Below are 16,253 nucleotides of genomic sequence, written 5' to 3'. Positions count from 1 at the left end.
TTATAGAGCGATTAGGGAATTTCTCCCTGAAATTCTTAGGATTCTGGTCGTCAGGCATATAATTGAGGAAAAACTCCCTAATTTTATGTCTGATTCCCCGGAAATAAGGAAAACAGCCTATTTATTAGGGAGGAATTCCCTGGTTTCGTTCATTTAGAGCAAATTTCTCCTACTTTCAGGGAGTTTTTCCCTAATTAGTTTTAGATCCACTCCGCACAACGCGCAAACGCAGAACACATACTCCCAGCACCAGAACGCATTCCCCATCCCGCAAACGCAGAACGCCTACATCGCCACCATCCCAAACGCCCAATCCAATGGCATAGCACATTAAGAACTAATAGTCTATTGGTTATACCATAAATCTTGAACTATACTGCAAGGTCAACCTTGTATTTTTGGAGAAATGTCGATTATTCACAGAAAAGCGCATAAATGCTCCCTTCTTAGGTCACAATAGGGAAAAACCAGAATGAAGGGATTAACGTGAACGCGTTTCGCTTAAAAAAACAACTTTGGCGGCGATGGAGACGTTGGAAAAAGGCGCTTTGGGTAGGAGCTGCTTGTATAGCTTTTACTGTACTGGCTTGGCGCAGTATGCAGGTACCTGAGGAAATCAGTGGACTGCTGACGAATTCTAGCTGGGCGGATAGTGCCGATAGTGAGCTGGCCGCAGCTGTCTTTAAAGTAGGCGAGGACAGTGATGAGGCAAAAGAGAAGGGCACTTTAAATAATGAACAACTGCTGCAAACCATCACCCAAAGTGGGCTCAGCAGAACCGTTCATTTAAAAACAACCTATGTGTCCGGAGAAGAGATTCAGACGTTGCCGGGCGTAAAGAACCCGCTTCAGCTGAAGACTATAATCAATGAACACCCTGAATGGAGCGGTTGGATTAGTTCAGAAGGGGATTTGTGGCTGGAACAAAAAGTGAATGATTTATCGACAATGATAAAAAATGAAGCTTACATTGGTGTAGATGCGTTTGGGAATTTGACCTTGTTTAAAGGTCCGCCAGTTCAGGAGAAGGTACTGAAGACTTTTTTTCAAATGGATATGGGTTCCCTGAAATCCTCATTGCCGGAAAATATTTGGAAAGAGCTTCATGAGGGGATTCGTGTTCAGGATATTGAAGAGTACAACAGTGTGCTGTCTACCTTCAGTGATTATGCCCGCGAAGCTGCTGAGCATGTCATGCAGAACAAGCAATAGCTTTGATAAAGCTGTCCTAAAGTCATTATTAATGGCTGAGGGCAGCTTTTTTGTGTGAAATGAAACGGGGAAGAGTCTTAACTGTAGGCCTAAAGTTGCCATTTCGCTGCAAACAGTAAACTTTTTTTCTCCCGCAAGGGCGATTTTTGCTATAATGGTTAGAAGGAATACATATGTTCGCTTCATGGCGGAGGAATGGATGAAAACGGTGGAATAATCTGCCTGTTATAGAGGAGAGATCGTGTTTGCGTATTTTGGGAATTGATCCGGGGCTGGCGATCGTCGGCTTTGGCTTTGTGGATAAGGAAGGACATAAACTGACCCCCGTCCAATATGGTTGTATTCAGACTGAGGCTCATACGCCTGAAGAAGAACGACTGCTGCATGTCTATGAAGGCATGGGTCAGCTCATTGATAAATATAAACCCGATGCTGTGGCGATAGAAAAGCTGTTTTTCGCTCGCAACGTTACTACAGCATTGCCAGTGGCGCAGGCCCGCGGTGTGACTATATTAGCTGCAGTACAGCGGGGTCTCCCCGTCTCGGAATATACACCTATGATGGTAAAGCAGGCTGTTGTGGGTTATGGTAAGGCTGAGAAACGGCAGGTCCAGGAAATGGTGAAGCTGCTGCTGAAGCTATCGGCGATTCCGAAACCCGATGATGTGGCGGATGCGCTGGCGGTAGCGGTATGCCATGCCCATTCGAGCAGTCTTAATTCTAAATTAAATGAGGTATTGCGAAAATGATAGATTTCTTAAGAGGACCCGTCGTTCATTTGGAGTCGGAATATGTGGTGTTGGATGTGCAGGGAGTAGGATACCGGGTATTCTGCCCGAATCCTTATGCTTTTGCTAAAGTAGAAGGACCTGTAACGATCTATATTCATTACCAAACACGTGAGGACGCTACGCTATTATTTGGGTTCCCGACTCGTGAGGAACAAAAATTGTTCCGCAAGCTGATAGAGGTATCTGGCATCGGTCCTAGGGTTGCGCTTGGAATCCTGACAGGTGGAACACCGGATCAGTTGATTTCAGCGATTTATCAAGAGAATATAACGTTCTTAACGAAATTACCGGGCATTGGCAAAAAGACGGCACAGCGTATGATCCTTGATTTGAAGGACAAGCTGGACGGACTCAGTATGGCTTCAATGCAAACGGGATTGTTTGCAGTGCCAACGGAGGAAGCAACGGATGGATTGGCATGGCAAGAGGCGCGGGATGCGCTTAAGGGGCTGGGTTATACCGAAAGCGAATTGGACCGCGTGTGGCTCGCGTTGAAGAAAGAGGGAGCAGAGACAGGAACTGTAGATGTGCTGATGAAGAAAGCACTAGGGCTGCTATATATAGCTAAGTAAAGCCGTACACATCCTAAAGAAAGGGAGCGATAGGAAATGGATGACCGGATTATATCCGCGAATTTGATGATGGATGAGCAGGCGGTAGAACTAAGCTTGCGTCCTCGTTATCTGGGAGAATATATCGGCCAGACTCAGGTGAAAGAAAACCTGAAAGTATATATAGAAGCGGCCAAAATGAGAAGCGAAGCGCTGGATCATGTGCTGCTGTACGGACCTCCGGGTCTGGGCAAAACAACGCTCGCTAATATTATCGCCAATGAGCTGGGTGTGAACCTGCGAACAACTTCCGGCCCTGCGATAGAGCGTCCAGGCGATCTTGCCGCTCTGCTGACGAATCTGCAGGAAGGCGACGTGCTTTTCATTGATGAGATTCACCGTTTGCACCGCACGGTCGAGGAGGTTATGTATCCTGCGATGGAGGATTTCGCGCTGGATATCATGATCGGCAAAGGGCCAAGTGCCCGTTCGGTACGATTGGATTTGCCGCCGTTCACACTGATAGGTGCCACAACCCGGGCAGGACTACTGTCTGCGCCACTGCGTGATCGTTTCGGAGTGGTCAGTCGCCTGGAATTCTATAACATAGATGAGCTGAGTTACATTGTTTCTCGAAATGCGGATCTTTTAGGCATTGAGATTGTTGGCGATGCAGCAGAAGAGATCGCGCTTCGTTCGCGGGGCACACCGCGGATTGCTAACCGCTTATTGAAGCGGGTCCGTGATTTTGCTCAAGTGCGCGGAGATGGAATTATAACTCCTGAAATTTCTGGGGAAGCATTGAAGATGCTTCAGGTGGACCCACGTGGTCTGGACAGTATTGACCACAAGATGTTAAGTGCTATGATTTCAAGCTTTCGCGGCGGTCCTGTAGGACTGGATACGATTGCAGCTACGATTGGTGAGGAAAGTCAGACGATTGAGGACGTATATGAGCCGTACCTGCTACAGATAGGGTTCTTGCAGCGGAGTCCGCGTGGAAGAATTGTAACCCCGGCCGCTTATCATCATTTAGGGCTTCCGCTCCCTCCGGAGCAGCACTAGTTCGTCACTACAATTATAAAGGAGGATGCTGGATGAAGCATACGAAGAGGAAATGGAGAGGGGTCGCCCCGCTAAGCAAAGGATTGCTTGCGGCTGCGCTTGCTGTAGGAAGTTTCCTGATCCCTGCGGGTGCCAGTCATGCCGATTCTAATAGCACGATACGAGTTGCTCTTTATGCTGATATTGGAAGTAAATATAAATCAACTGTGCCAGTAGTAACACTGCAATCAACGCAAAGCTTTACTTTGCTGTCGGATCAAGCAGGAAGTGCTCCTTTGGTATCTGTCCCAGCACAGAAGCAAATTCGTATAAGTCTGGACGGATATAGAGTTAAGGTGATGGAGGTTTCAAGCTGGCAGACAGCAGCGGATGCAGCTAAAAAGCTCCAATCCACCTCCGATAAACCGCAGATTTTTGCAATCTCCAGAAATGGAGCGACTGTGTATCAGTTGTACACGGGCGTCTATGCTAGTGAAGCAGCTGCCAAGGATGGGCTTACCCGTGTAGTCAAAGCAGGGTTGAGTATTCCTGCTGACCAAACCCCAGCGGTGAAAGGTAATAAACATTTATCAGCTGGCCGCTATTCTTCGGAGCAGGAAGCAGATGTGGCGCTTAATAGCCTCACTGCAGCTGGTTTGGATGCTTGGAAGGTGTTTCTGGCAGGAAACGATGGCAGTGCACAAGTAGAGGTATGGGTAGGCGAAGCTGCCAACGATAGTGATTTAACAGCTGTTCAAGCCGCTGTGTCTACGGCGGCACCACAATTTACGGTTTCGGTGGCGACCTCGCCCGGATTAATACTGCGTAAGGATGCCGGACTGGATTTTAGCAGTGAAACTCAAGCCGATCATTATCTGGTTTCTGGAAGCAATGCTAAATTTCTTGCTGCAGGCAGCGAGGCTGGGATTCAGTTAGTGGAAAGATCCAAGCGTACATATCGCGGAAATTTGGAACTGAGCAATTTGAGCGGATCGCTGGCTGTAATTAATGTAGTGCCGCTGGAGCAATATTTGTATGCCGTAGTTGGAGGAGAGGTTTCCTCCAGCTGGCCAGAAGAAGCGCTAAAAGCTCAGGCTGTCGCCGCCCGCAGCTATGCGCTGTCCCAAGGCAACCGTTTTGATGTAGCGAATGTAGTAGATACCACTCTTAGTCAGGTATATAACGGAATCGGGTCTGAAGCTCCCTCCATTATCAAAGCTGTAGATACTACTGCTGGTGAAGTGCTGATGAGTGGTGGTAAAGTTGTTGAGGCTGTATTTTCTTCCAATAGTGGAGGTATGACAGCTGACCCTTCAGAGGTTTGGGCGAATGGTGGCGATGTATTTGCTAGTGTTCCAAGCGTTGAAGATGTTTCGGCAGCTGCTGCTAAGAAGTGGTATTATGTTCTGCTTGCGAATGGTACCTCTGGTTATGCACGTGAAGATAATATTAAATTGACGGGCAGCAAAACCGCTGCCGGACTCGATATAGTTACCGCTACAACCAAAGATGTGAATATACGTCCTCTGCCAGTTATTGAGAGCAGTGTTAGTGCAGTCGGAAAGCTGAATCCGGGTGAGAACGCTGTGGCTCTGGATAAAGTATATGAGTCTGGCAGCTATAGCTGGATCAAAGGGCCGTATACCTCTGCTGAACTTCTAAAAAGCCTGCAGGGTAAAACAACAAGCACGCTCCCTTCCAGCATCTCTAACCTGCAGGTCACCCAGCGCGGTCCTTCTGGAAGAGCGATTCAGGTGAAAGCTAATGGTCAGGCTCTGAATGTGAAATATCCTGATATGTTCCGCTCCGCGTTTAATGGATTACCTAGTACATTGTTTGATATTGTGGCACCCGGAAGTTATACTGTATTAGGCGCTGACGGCGCTACCGCCACAATTAGCAGCTCGCAGAGTGCTGGCGTGCTTTCCGCATCGGGGAAGGTTAATGTGAATGGCAGTGGAACTGTAGTGATGGGCGGAGATTCTGCGGCCAGAGTGATCACTAACAGCTCGGGCTTTCTGTTCATTGGACAAGGCAACGGCCATGGTCTAGGCATGTCGCAGTGGGGCGTGAAAGGCATGGCGGACAGCGGGTATGATTACAAGCAAATATTGCAACACTATTATAAGAACGTTACTATAGTTAAGGAATGAAGACAGACCATGAATGTAGATGCTTATGATTTTCATTTGCCGGAAGAATTGATTGCCCAGACACCTCTCGCTGATCGCAGTGCTTCTAGACTGCTTCTAGTGAATAAGGAGGATGGAGAGCTGGCTCACCGGCATTTTACCGATATTATTGATTATTTTAATCCCGGAGACACGCTTGTTCTAAATGATACGAGAGTCATTCCAGCGAGATTGTTTGGAGTGAAAGAAGATACTGGTGCTAAGGCGGAAGTGCTTCTCCTGAAGAATCTTGGGGATGATCGCTGGGAAGCACTTGTAAAGCCAGGGAAAAAGCTCAAGACAGGCGCGGTGATCATCTTTAGTGATGAGCTTCGTGCCGTTATCGAGGATGAAGCTGATATGGGTGGCCGTACGCTTCGTTTCATATATCAGGGTATTTTTCAGGAAATTCTGGACAGGCTGGGAACGATGCCGTTGCCACCTTATATTAAGGAAACACTGGATGATCGTGAACGATATCAGACTGTGTATGCTCGGCATGAGGGATCGGCCGCTGCGCCTACCGCAGGGCTTCATTTTACCCAAGAATTGCTGAAACAGATTGAGGCTAAGGGTGTAAATATCGCTTATATCACCCTTCATGTAGGTCTCGGTACTTTTCGTCCGATGTCTGTAGAGAAGGTTGAAGAGCATGTTATGCATTCTGAGTACTTCGTAATGTCTCAAGAAACGGCAGATACCATAAATGCTACTAAGGCACGAGGCGGCCGTATTATTGCAGTTGGTACAACGTCTTGTCGGACACTTGAAACGGTCGGAAGACAATGTGAAGGTGGTCCGCTTGTGGAATGCAGCGGCTGGACGGATATTTTTATCTATCCAGGGTATAAGTTCAGTGTAGTAAATGCGCTAATTACCAATTTCCACCTGCCAAAGTCTACTTTGGTTATGTTGGTTAGCGCTTTGGCAGGTCGGGAACATATTCTAGCTGCTTATGAAGAAGCGATAGAGCAGAAGTACCGATTCTTTAGCTTTGGAGATGCAATGTTTATTTATTAAGGTAAGAGGATGGGTTAACTTATGGCAGCAATTACTTATGAGCACATCAAAACGTGCAAACAATCCGGAGCCAGACTTGGAAGAGTCCACACTCCACATGGTGTGATTGAGACACCAGCATTTATGCCAGTCGGCACACAAGCTACAGTCAAGACTATGAGTCCTGAAGAGCTGAAAGAGATGGATGCCCATATTATTTTGAGCAATACTTACCATCTGTTTCTAAGACCAGGCCATGATATTGTTCGTGAAGCTGGTGGACTGCACAAGTTCATGAACTGGGATCGCCCGATTCTGACAGACAGCGGCGGGTTTCAAGTATTCTCGTTAAGCGACATGCGCAAGATTACGGAAGAAGGAGTTCATTTCCGTTCCCATTTAAATGGGGATAAGAAATTCCTGTCTCCGGAAGTAGCGATGGAGGTTCAGAACTCTCTGGGTTCAGATATAATGATGGCATTTGATGAATGTCCTCCATTCCCGGCCGAATATGATTATGTGAAAAAATCACTGGAGCGCACCACGCGCTGGGCAGAACGTTGCCTGAAAAGTCATGCTCGTCCTAACGATCAGGGTCTTTTTGCTATCGTGCAAGGGGGCATGTATGAAGATCTGCGCCGTCAGAGCGCGGCTGATTTGACTTCCATGGATTTCCCGGGGTATGCTATTGGGGGGCTCAGCGTCGGAGAGTCCAAGCAGCTAATGTATGAAGTGCTGGATTATACAGTTCCCCTGCTGCCACAAGGCAAACCTCGCTATTTGATGGGCGTGGGTTCACCGGATGCGCTGCTGGAAGGATCAATCCGAGGAGTAGACATGTTCGATTGTGTCTTGCCTACTCGTATTGCCCGTAATGGAACAACGATGACCAGTCAGGGAAGACTCGTTGTACGCAACGCTAAGTATGCCCGTGATTTTGGGCCGCTTGATCCGGAGTGTAATTGCTATACATGCCGGAATTATTCCCGCGCTTATTTGCGCCATCTAATCAAAGCCGATGAAACCTTCGGACTTCGATTGACGACATACCACAATTTGCACTTCTTGTTGGATTTAATGCGTAAAGTGCGTGAAGCCATCAAAGAAGATCGGCTGCTTGATTTTCGCGATGAGTTTTTTGCCAAATACGGATTATATGATAATCTTAAAGGCTTTTAGGGTTTGATTTAAGAGTCATGCTTTAATGTACTTTGAAAGGGGGGAGAAATATGATTCAATCGTTTCAATATGCAACTGGCGCAGGTGGTGGAGGTAGTATACTAGGCCTGGTAGGTCCCTTTGTCCTTATGTTTGTAGTATTCTACTTCTTGCTGATTCGTCCGCAACAAAAGAAGACCAAAACTCGTAACGCAATGTTGAAAGCTCTGAAAAAGGGCGATAAAATCGTTACTATTGGAGGACTTCACGGTACGATCATGGAGATTTCCGATGATATCGTGGTTCTGCGGGTCAACGATGTAACTAAGCTGACTTTTGATCGCGGTTCCATCAGCCACGCTGTGGCGACGGATGTCGAAGAGAAAGTATAGAATTGTTATTTAAGTACATAAAAAGCGGTGTCTTCTCATTGGAGAGGACACCGCTTTTTTGATCTTTAAGGTTATTAAGATTTAGCAGTTTAACTTTAACGTACATTTGTTACGCGGCTCGGAACGGTAAGCGACTCTTCACGTCCCCGCAAAGTTAATTTGGCGAGTTGAACGCCAACTGTAGAGGCTAGTACAGCTAGCAAGGTTCCACCAATCATATCTGTAAGCCAATGAATGCCCAGATAGAAAATTCCAAAGACGATTACAACTGCGGAAATACTAGTGATGGCCATCCAGCGGCGGTTCCCTGAACGGAAGGCCAGAAGTGCCATTGTAACAGATATGGACGTATGTAGACTCGGGAAGCAGTTATTGAGACCGGATAGCGGTCTATATTCCTGTTCGAATTTCGGAAATACATCCAGCATAGTAAATTTGACGCCCGCTGGCAGATAGGACCAAACCTCGTTTACCGGGAAGTAAAGATAGAATGGAATCGCCAAGGCATAGTTGATAATAATAGCATAGCAGGTGGCATATAACATCACCCGGTTTTTATCTAACAGATAGACCCCTAATGATGCTGCTAGAACAGACTGAAGCATGAAAATGTAGAAAAAGACGATGATCGGTGTTAACCATGGACTGTAGAATATATCCTGAACGGCTTGGACAAAATGACCCTCTAGACCAAATATAAACGGCGTATAATCAGAGGTAAGATGCATTTTTTGTTCAATTTGCAGTTCATATTTATTTATGGCTAATACGCCAAACATTCCTGCAATCAGCAACAAAAACTTATAGGATCGCAGCATCTCTTTCCCAATTTCAACCAATGCCATGAGTGGATTACGTTTAGCGCCAATCCATACTAATATCACTACTAATGCAACTGTGTACAAAACAATATGGTTCATTGATTGGTAAAACAAAGCAATCGAAGCCTCCTTGATCTCTTAATGAAGTCAGATGATCACAGTTTAACATATTTTCAAGGAATGTTTCGAATTTAATGGAATTATAATTTTAGCTTTTTTGTAAATTAACGCCAAACATTCCGCCGAGAGCGCCAATTGCAGCAGCTGCCAGAACCCATAGCAGATCCACACCAGAGGGTGCGCTGTCCAGTGCCAAAAAACCGATCAACAGAACGATAATTCCATAAAATGCGCCTGTAAGACTTCCTTGATACCAGCCTTTGCTCGTGGCTCTGCGACCGGCGGTTAGTCCTCCGAATGCTGCAGCTATGCCGTGTACAATGTATGTGTACATTGAGAGATCCTGCTCCTTCAGACTGCTGCCCCATAACAAAAGTGAGAGGACAAACGCACCCATCAGCATCCAAAGGAATGATCGACATAGGCCAGATAACACAGGATTGGCTATTCTCCACGAGAACATGCGCCGGATTAAATACATGGTACAACCTCCTAAAGTTTTTTTGAGGAAAAAGAATCAACATAGTTATTATTCATTGTATGGGATGGCTTGCCCCAATAGTACAAGAAAGGGCATTGCAGCCTTTTTACCATTAATTAATATGCCGGCTTCCGAATGTTCCCTGCACAGAGCGGTCAGAATAGGGTTACATTAATCCACCCGAGGAAACAAGTCTGCGGGTGAGAATGGAGGGGAGCGAAGCTATATGTTCCAGCATATCTCTACCCATATTTTCTTGACCGTGCTGATGTATTTCTTCATATTCCTGTGTATGCGCATCATGGGGAAGAGGGAAATAGGTAAGCTGTCTGTATTTGATCTAACGATCTCCATCATGATTGCTGAGATTGCTGTTTTTGTGCTTGAGGATATTAATCGGCCGATCTATGAAGGAGTCGTTCCGATGGCAACATTGGTGTTGATACAGGTAATTGTGGCTCAGCTCAGTCTTAAGAGCAGAAAGCTCAGACTTTTAATGGACGGCAAACCGAGCATACTCATTTCTGGCGGCAAGCTGCACCGGGGCGAAATGCGTAGGCAGAGATATAATATTGATGATCTGCTGCAGCAGTTGCGTGGACAGAACATCGCCAGTCCTGCTGACGTGGAATTTGCAATCCTGGAGCCTAGTGGACAGCTAACCGTATTCGAGAAAGAGAAGGGGAGTTCATCCTCTAACCCATCAGGCAATAGCAGTGCAGCTGCTGAGCATAAAAAGAGTGACGATAATAAAGGAAATAAGAACCGTAAGATAGAGCTGCCGAAGAATAAGATCAGATATGAAGGACTTCCAATCCCTCTGATTATGGATGGCAAGGTGCAGGATCAGAATTTAGAGATGATTGGAAAAACCAGATTTTGGTTAAGAACTCAAATTCGTCAAAAAGGAGTATCTGATTTCAAAAATGTATTTCTATGCTCCATAGATCATAAGGGCAGAATTTATGTCGACCGTTTGGACAACAGATAGCTTTTTAGAGCCTGCGTTTGATAAACGGCAGACGGTCCAAATCACGAATTGAGATAAGGCCAGCTAACAGACTGATTCCGAAATACAGGACCATTCCTATCGCAGAGGCAAATATAAATTGAATCCATTGTACATCTGCAATGGGAATGGAAGTGTATACATAATGCACGCCCGCTCCCATAATGACCATTGCACATAAGGTTTTTATGGTTTCGGTTACTCTTAAAGATAATGAAATAAGACTGACCACACTGTATCCGTGAAGCAGCGTAACCAGAATGCTGTTCACAATAATGGCTATGATGGCGCCGTAAATTCCATATTCAGGTTGCGATGCCAGTATTACGATCAGAATGATTTTGACTACTGCTCCAATTAAGGTATTGATGAGTGCCCTGCCCGGTCGATCCATAGCTTGCAGCGCAGCTTGTAAAGGAGCTTGAACATAAATGAACAAGGCGAATGGAGCCATGAGCTTCAGCATAGGAGCTGTATCCGCGTTACCATATAACAAATTGCATAGCGGAACCGCCAGGATATACATAAGAACAGCAAAAGGAGCCCCTGTTACCAGCGCAAGCCGCAACGCTTGATGCATACGCTTGTGAATGGTGGGCAAGTCCTTTCTTGCCGCAGCTTCTGATATGGAAGGAACCAGAGACACAGCAAGTGAAGAGGTTAATGCCCCGGGCAGCAGCAATAAAGGAACAACCATCCCTTGTAAAGACCCGTACTGAGCTGTAGCGGCAGCAGCGGCTATACCTGCCAAGGCGAGACTGCGCACAGTAATAATAGATTCCAGCAGATAAGAAAAAGAGCCTACAAGCCGACTTGCTGTAACGGGAATGGATATGCCTAGTAACCGCCGTAATATGGGGGAGTTGGCTTTCACACCTTGTGTATCAGATGGGATAACCTCCGGCTCGAGAGCGGGTTGCTCTGGAGTCGGATTTGTCTGCTTTTTATCTTTTTTAGTAATGACATAATATTGCCACAGAATCGCTAACATTCCGCCAATTTCTCCTACCGTCACACCTAACATCGCTCCAGCCGCCGCCATAGCAATACCCTTAGGAAGCAACAACCAGGAGAACCAGAGCATAAAGAATATTCGAACTAAAGATTCGAAGATGGAGGAGAGCGCCGATGGTATCATGTTCTGCTTGCCTTGGAAATAACCGCGGTAAATTGCAGATACGGCGACAATCCCAATCATTGGGATCATGGCAATAAACGTATAATAAACCCGATGGTCTGTTAAGATAACATTGGAGACCCATGAGGCACTTACCAAAGCAACCAATGTAAAGAAGATTGCAAGTCCAATACTAAGAGCAAGTCCAGTACGTAAAATCAGCCGTGATTTTTCAGGCCGATTCTCTCCTTCTGCTTCCGCCACCATCTTGGCTATCGCCAGTGGAATCCCGCCTGTTATGACAGTAACCAGCACAAGAAAAAAAGGATACGCGAGCTGATACAGACCCACACCTTCTGCTCCGATAATACGGGGTAAAGCAATCCGGGGAATAAATCCAAGCATCCGATTAATGATGCCGGCGGCTAGCAAGATTAAAGTTCCTTGTATAAAGCTCTGTTTTTTCAAAGGTCACGCCTTCTTCCCAAAATGAAATAAAACGCTGGCGAACTTGTCTATTCTTATGGATATGCTGTACCCCTATCTCGGCATGCCTTGTTTTAGTGGCATTAACTTTTTGTGACGGAAGAAGGAAAGCGAAGAACAAGAGTCGAATATCTATGGTGAGCATACGAACATGAGCGATCTTTGGAGGTGTCAACACGTGGAATCGGAACAGTGGAATCATGATCAACATAGTGAAGAAATCGAAGCCATGTGCCGCAGCAAAGCTGAAGAATTCCGGCTCCTCGGCTATGAGTATGTAACCAGCAAGGATATTTGGGATTGCATCAGCCGTAATTATGATAAGGAAGGCTTGCCTCCCCTACATAAGCTGGTAAACGACATTTATTCCTTGAAAGCCAATAGTTACATGAATTATTTGACTATTGCGGCCTATCGGGGGTTGAACTGAACAATAAACCACATATTTCTTTTTGCGAACTGCCTGATAAAGCAGTAAAGTAAGAGAATAATAACTCCACATCTCCTATTAAAACGGATGTCTTGCTGATTTAGGCAGGGGCGGCCGTTTCTTTGTGTGAGTATAGCTCTATCAATGCTGTGAATTGACGGTCATTTCGCGTGTAGCTATAATAGGAATATTGAGTTAATGAAAGGGGAACTAGCTAGAGCATGAAGAGACTAATGGGCTTTTTTATTACCGTGCTCGTTTTGACAGGCGTTATGGCATTTACTACTCCTGGACTGCTGGACAAGGTTAGACTTGGTCTTGACCTGAAAGGCGGATTTGAGATTTTGTATCATGCTGAGCCTATGGAAGCGGGAGCAGCATTGTCCCGAGCTTCTCTGCTGAAGACAGCGGAAAGCTTAGAAAAACGGGCGAATGCGCTCGGAACAAGTGAACCAGAGGTAACTACTGAAGGTACGGACCGTATCCGTTTGAAAATTGCGGGCGTAACGGATGAAGCCGAGGTTCGTAAAAAAATGAAGGAACCTGCAGTTCTGACTTTCCGTAGTGCTGCTGAAGGTGACGCTGAGGGAACTTACAGCAAAATCGAACTGGTAGGTAGTGATTTTGTTGAAGGTGCTGCAGAAGTTGGACGGGATAACCTGAATCAGCCAATCATCAGCATCAAGATTAAGGACAAGGACAAATTTGCAGAGATTACTAAACGTCTCTTGGGAAAGAATCTCGCAATTTACTTGGATGAGAACAAACTATCTGACCCTACGGTACAAGCAGTACTTACCGATGGCAGTGCTTCTATTTCTGGTAACTATACAATTAAGGAAGCGCGCGAACTTGCAGACACGATTAACCTAGGTGCATTGCCACTGAAGCTGACGGAGAAATATTCCCAAAGTGTGGGTGCTACCCTGGGTAAGCAATCGCTTGATCAAACGATTCGAGCAGGTCTGCTGGCTTCTGTGATTATCCTTATTTTCATGATCGGAATGTATCGTTTGCCAGGTCTTTTGGCTAGTTTTGCCTTGCTCTTGCATACATGGGCGCTAATTGCGGTCTTCGTCTTCGCGGACTTCACCTTGACGCTGCCTGGTATAGCCGCATTTATTCTGGGTATAGGTATGGCGGTCGATGCTAATATCATTACCAACGAACGGATAAGGGAAGAAATGCGCAGTGGAAAAAGTATACTGTCCTCCGTTAAGGCAGGGAATAAATCCTCTTTCCGGACAGTAATGGACTCCAATGTGACTACTATTATTGTGGCAGCAGTTATGTTTGCCTTCGGTACAGGTGCGGTCAAAGGCTTTGCATTGGTGCTGATTGTAGAAATCGTGCTGAGTATCGCCACGAATCTTTATTTCTCCCACTGGTTGCTTAGCCAGCTTGTCAAAGCGGGTAAGCTGAACAAACCGAAGAGCTTCGGTGTTAAGGAGAGTGAAATCCGTGCGCTTTAAGAAAGAGCTTGATTTCGTACATTTGAGTAAATATTTCTATATTTTCTCTATCGCATTGACAGTAGCAGGATTGATTTTCCTGGCGACATTTGGCCTGAATTACAGCGTTGACTTTAAAGCTGGATCTAATGTGGACATCTCCCTATCCAAGAATTTGAACTTGGATCAGGTTAAGACTGCAACTAGTGCAATCGATGTCGATCATGAACCGACGATTTCGTTTGGTGATCAGCGTGTGAATATTCGTTATGACGAAGTTCTTGATGAGGCTCAAGATGAAGCCCTAAAAGCTGAAATCCTTAAGCTGGATGACAAAGCATCATTTGAAATTAACACCGTGGACACTGAAATGGCTAAAGAATTGGCACGTAATGCTATTTATGCAGTTCTGATTTCTTGTCTGGGGATTATTATTTATGTAAGTATTCGTTTTGAATGGCGTTTCGCCGTGGCATCGATTGTGGCCTTGCTCCATGATGCCTTTATCGTAGTCGCGCTCTTCTCTATCTTCCGCTTGGAAGTGGATTTGACGTTCATTGTAGCGGTGCTTACGATCATCGGTTATTCCATCAATGATACGATCGTTATCTTTGACCGTATCCGTGAGAATTTACGTTTTGGTAAACAGAAAACTTATGAAGACTTGAAACACCTTGTGAACAAAAGTGTGGCTCAAACGCTCATGCGTTCTCTCTATACTGCATTTACCGTATTTATTGCGGCGTTCTTCCTGTTATTGTTCGGAGGCGAGTCGATTAAGATGTTCTCGCTTGCGATGGTAATCGGTTTGCTCTTCGGAGCTTACTCTTCCATCTTTATTGCAAGTCCACTCTGGTTAGTGCTTAAAAAGCGTGAGAAGGTTAAAGTGAAGAGCAGCCCGAATAAAGGTTAGAAGAAATTAGCATCGAAGTTCTACTTTTCTTATACGTTTAAGAAAGCCGCGTCAAATGCGACGCGGCTTTCGAAATCTTTAGGGTCATGTCATGTGTATTGAATCATCATGAGATTACTTGCTATTGGTAAGGAGGGCCTCGTATGAATAAAGAACGATCACCGCAAAGCGAGACGGTTGCTTGGACAGGGATCATTAGCGATGTTACTTTGGCAGTAGCTAAGGGGAGTTTTGGCTATATTTCAGGGAGCAAGGCATTAATGGGGGATGCTTTGTATTCCGGAGCAGATGCAGCAGCTAAACTGGCGGATATTCTTCCGTGGCGCTCTGAGCAAGGGAGAAAGAGTAAGCAACGGATCGAAGAACGGCGGGGCACTAAGGAGCCGCTGCTGGCTATACTTTTTTCGGTATTTATTCTTATGGGGGGACTGCAGATCGCATTCTCTGCAATCCGCGACTTAACAGATGGAAAATCATCTACACACGGACAGCTGGCGTTTGTAACCGTCTTAGTATCTATTGTGTTTAAAGAAGCTGTTTTTCAATATCAATATCGCTACTTTAAAAAAATAGGTGATGGCAGTCATGCTGCATATGTTAACAGTCATCGTTTCAGCTTATATACATCTATCACAGTATTAGTCGGAATTTCGTTATCCATGGGTGGTACCTATTGGCATCCTCTATCTTATATGGATCCTATTGCTGCACTCTTAACCGGAGTTTTAATTCTTCGTAAAGGCTATTCACTCATTGCTAGCTCTATTAACACTAAAAATGCGCAGGAGCTTCCTTCGGAGGAAGCCGCTAATTTTATTGAAACAGTGCAACGCGTTCATGGCGTCATTCGCGTAGAACATTTGAAGGCACTTGAGCAAGGGAATTATGTGAATCTTCAAGTGAAAATCAGTGTAAATCCGCGGATTACGGTGATGGAAGCACAGGATATTTCGGAATGCGCTAGGAAGCTGCTGCAGCACCGGTTTGTTCATGTCGGTGAGGTGCATATGGACGTTGTTCCTTATGATCCCGGCTATCCGTACAAAAGCAATTATGAATTGCCGGATAATGATATTCCTACGTTGCTTCAGTAGTTTGCAAGGTGAG

Annotated in this window: 16 protein-coding genes; 13 read left to right on the top strand and 3 right to left on the bottom strand. The window is 45.6% G+C overall.

Annotated features, from left to right (window positions below):
* Positions 1 to 486: 486 nt before the first annotated feature.
* The 8 genes from NSQ91_RS25270 (at position 487) to yajC (ending at position 8,318) form a co-directional block, all read left to right on the top strand.
* A complete protein-coding gene (locus NSQ91_RS25270; protein WP_076130403.1) occupies positions 487 to 1,212 on the top strand; it encodes a BofC C-terminal domain-containing protein in 726 nt (241 codons plus the stop codon).
* Between the two features lie 245 nt (positions 1,213 to 1,457).
* Positions 1,458 to 1,961 (top strand): crossover junction endodeoxyribonuclease RuvC, encoded by a 504-nt coding sequence (gene ruvC / locus NSQ91_RS25265; RefSeq protein WP_036677679.1) that lies wholly within the window; start codon positions 1,458 to 1,460, stop codon positions 1,959 to 1,961.
* A complete protein-coding gene (gene ruvA / locus NSQ91_RS25260; RefSeq protein ID WP_036677675.1) occupies positions 1,958 to 2,575 on the top strand; it encodes a Holliday junction branch migration protein RuvA in 618 nt (205 codons plus the stop codon). Before ruvC ends, ruvA begins: the two co-directional genes overlap by 4 nt.
* A 36-nt stretch (positions 2,576 to 2,611) precedes the next feature.
* Positions 2,612 to 3,619: a Holliday junction branch migration DNA helicase RuvB gene (gene ruvB / locus NSQ91_RS25255; RefSeq protein ID WP_036677672.1), complete on the top strand. Its 1,008-nt coding sequence runs from the start codon at positions 2,612 to 2,614 to the stop codon at positions 3,617 to 3,619.
* A 32-nt stretch (positions 3,620 to 3,651) separates the two neighbouring features.
* Positions 3,652 to 5,751 (top strand): SpoIID/LytB domain-containing protein, encoded by a 2,100-nt coding sequence (locus tag NSQ91_RS25250; protein ID WP_076147855.1) that lies wholly within the window; start codon positions 3,652 to 3,654, stop codon positions 5,749 to 5,751.
* Between the two features lie 9 nt (positions 5,752 to 5,760).
* Positions 5,761 to 6,789, top strand: a complete 1,029-nt coding sequence (gene queA / locus NSQ91_RS25245; protein ID WP_076130401.1) for a tRNA preQ1(34) S-adenosylmethionine ribosyltransferase-isomerase QueA — start codon at positions 5,761 to 5,763, stop codon at positions 6,787 to 6,789.
* Positions 6,790 to 6,810: 21 nt separating this feature from the next.
* Entirely contained in the window at positions 6,811 to 7,947 is a 1,137-nt protein-coding gene (gene tgt / locus NSQ91_RS25240; RefSeq protein WP_036677666.1) for a tRNA guanosine(34) transglycosylase Tgt, read from the top strand.
* Between the two features lie 50 nt (positions 7,948 to 7,997).
* The gene (yajC, locus tag NSQ91_RS25235; protein WP_036677664.1) at positions 7,998 to 8,318 is read left to right on the top strand and encodes a preprotein translocase subunit YajC; all 321 of its coding nucleotides are present in this window, start codon (positions 7,998 to 8,000) and stop codon (positions 8,316 to 8,318) included.
* Between the two features lie 95 nt (positions 8,319 to 8,413).
* Here yajC and NSQ91_RS25230 read toward each other — a convergent pair whose 3' ends face one another.
* Entirely contained in the window at positions 8,414 to 9,253 is an 840-nt protein-coding gene (locus tag NSQ91_RS25230; protein WP_248549480.1) for a phosphatase PAP2 family protein, read from the bottom strand.
* Positions 9,254 to 9,347: 94 nt separating this feature from the next.
* The gene (locus NSQ91_RS25225; RefSeq protein WP_036677660.1) at positions 9,348 to 9,740 is read right to left on the bottom strand and encodes a TIGR04086 family membrane protein; all 393 of its coding nucleotides are present in this window, start codon (positions 9,738 to 9,740) and stop codon (positions 9,348 to 9,350) included.
* Positions 9,741 to 9,966: 226 nt separating this feature from the next.
* Here NSQ91_RS25225 and NSQ91_RS25220 point away from each other — a divergent pair, with 226 nt between their 5' ends.
* On the top strand, positions 9,967 to 10,731 hold the full coding sequence (locus NSQ91_RS25220; protein ID WP_076130399.1) for a DUF421 domain-containing protein: 765 nt from the start codon (positions 9,967 to 9,969) through the stop codon (positions 10,729 to 10,731).
* Positions 10,732 to 10,735: 4 nt separating this feature from the next.
* On the opposite strand, the gene spoVB is transcribed toward NSQ91_RS25220, so the two are convergent.
* Positions 10,736 to 12,334, bottom strand: a complete 1,599-nt coding sequence (spoVB, locus tag NSQ91_RS25215; RefSeq protein WP_076130398.1) for a stage V sporulation protein B — start codon at positions 12,332 to 12,334, stop codon at positions 10,736 to 10,738.
* Between the two features lie 196 nt (positions 12,335 to 12,530).
* On the opposite strand from spoVB, the gene NSQ91_RS25210 reads away from it, so the two are divergent.
* The 4 genes from NSQ91_RS25210 to NSQ91_RS25195 all read left to right on the top strand — a co-directional run bounded on the left by NSQ91_RS25210 (position 12,531) and on the right by NSQ91_RS25195 (position 16,240).
* Positions 12,531 to 12,782, top strand: a complete 252-nt coding sequence (locus NSQ91_RS25210; protein WP_036677655.1) for a post-transcriptional regulator — start codon at positions 12,531 to 12,533, stop codon at positions 12,780 to 12,782.
* 221 nt (positions 12,783 to 13,003) lie between these two features.
* Positions 13,004 to 14,254, top strand: a complete 1,251-nt coding sequence (gene secD, locus NSQ91_RS25205; protein ID WP_036677653.1) for a protein translocase subunit SecD — start codon at positions 13,004 to 13,006, stop codon at positions 14,252 to 14,254.
* Positions 14,244 to 15,146: a protein translocase subunit SecF gene (secF, locus tag NSQ91_RS25200; protein WP_052097271.1), complete on the top strand. Its 903-nt coding sequence runs from the start codon at positions 14,244 to 14,246 to the stop codon at positions 15,144 to 15,146. Before secD ends, secF begins: the two co-directional genes overlap by 11 nt.
* A gap of 143 nt (positions 15,147 to 15,289) precedes the next feature.
* The gene (locus tag NSQ91_RS25195) at positions 15,290 to 16,240 is read left to right on the top strand and encodes a cation diffusion facilitator family transporter (protein WP_036677651.1); all 951 of its coding nucleotides are present in this window, start codon (positions 15,290 to 15,292) and stop codon (positions 16,238 to 16,240) included.
* Positions 16,241 to 16,253 lie beyond the last annotated feature (13 nt).

It is taken from the genome of Paenibacillus sp. FSL R7-0048 (assembly GCF_038004505.1).
GTDB classification, from domain to species: Bacteria; Bacillota; Bacilli; order Paenibacillales; family Paenibacillaceae; genus Paenibacillus_AQ; species Paenibacillus_AQ odorifer.
This window is presented reverse-complemented; position numbering and strand designations above follow the sequence as displayed.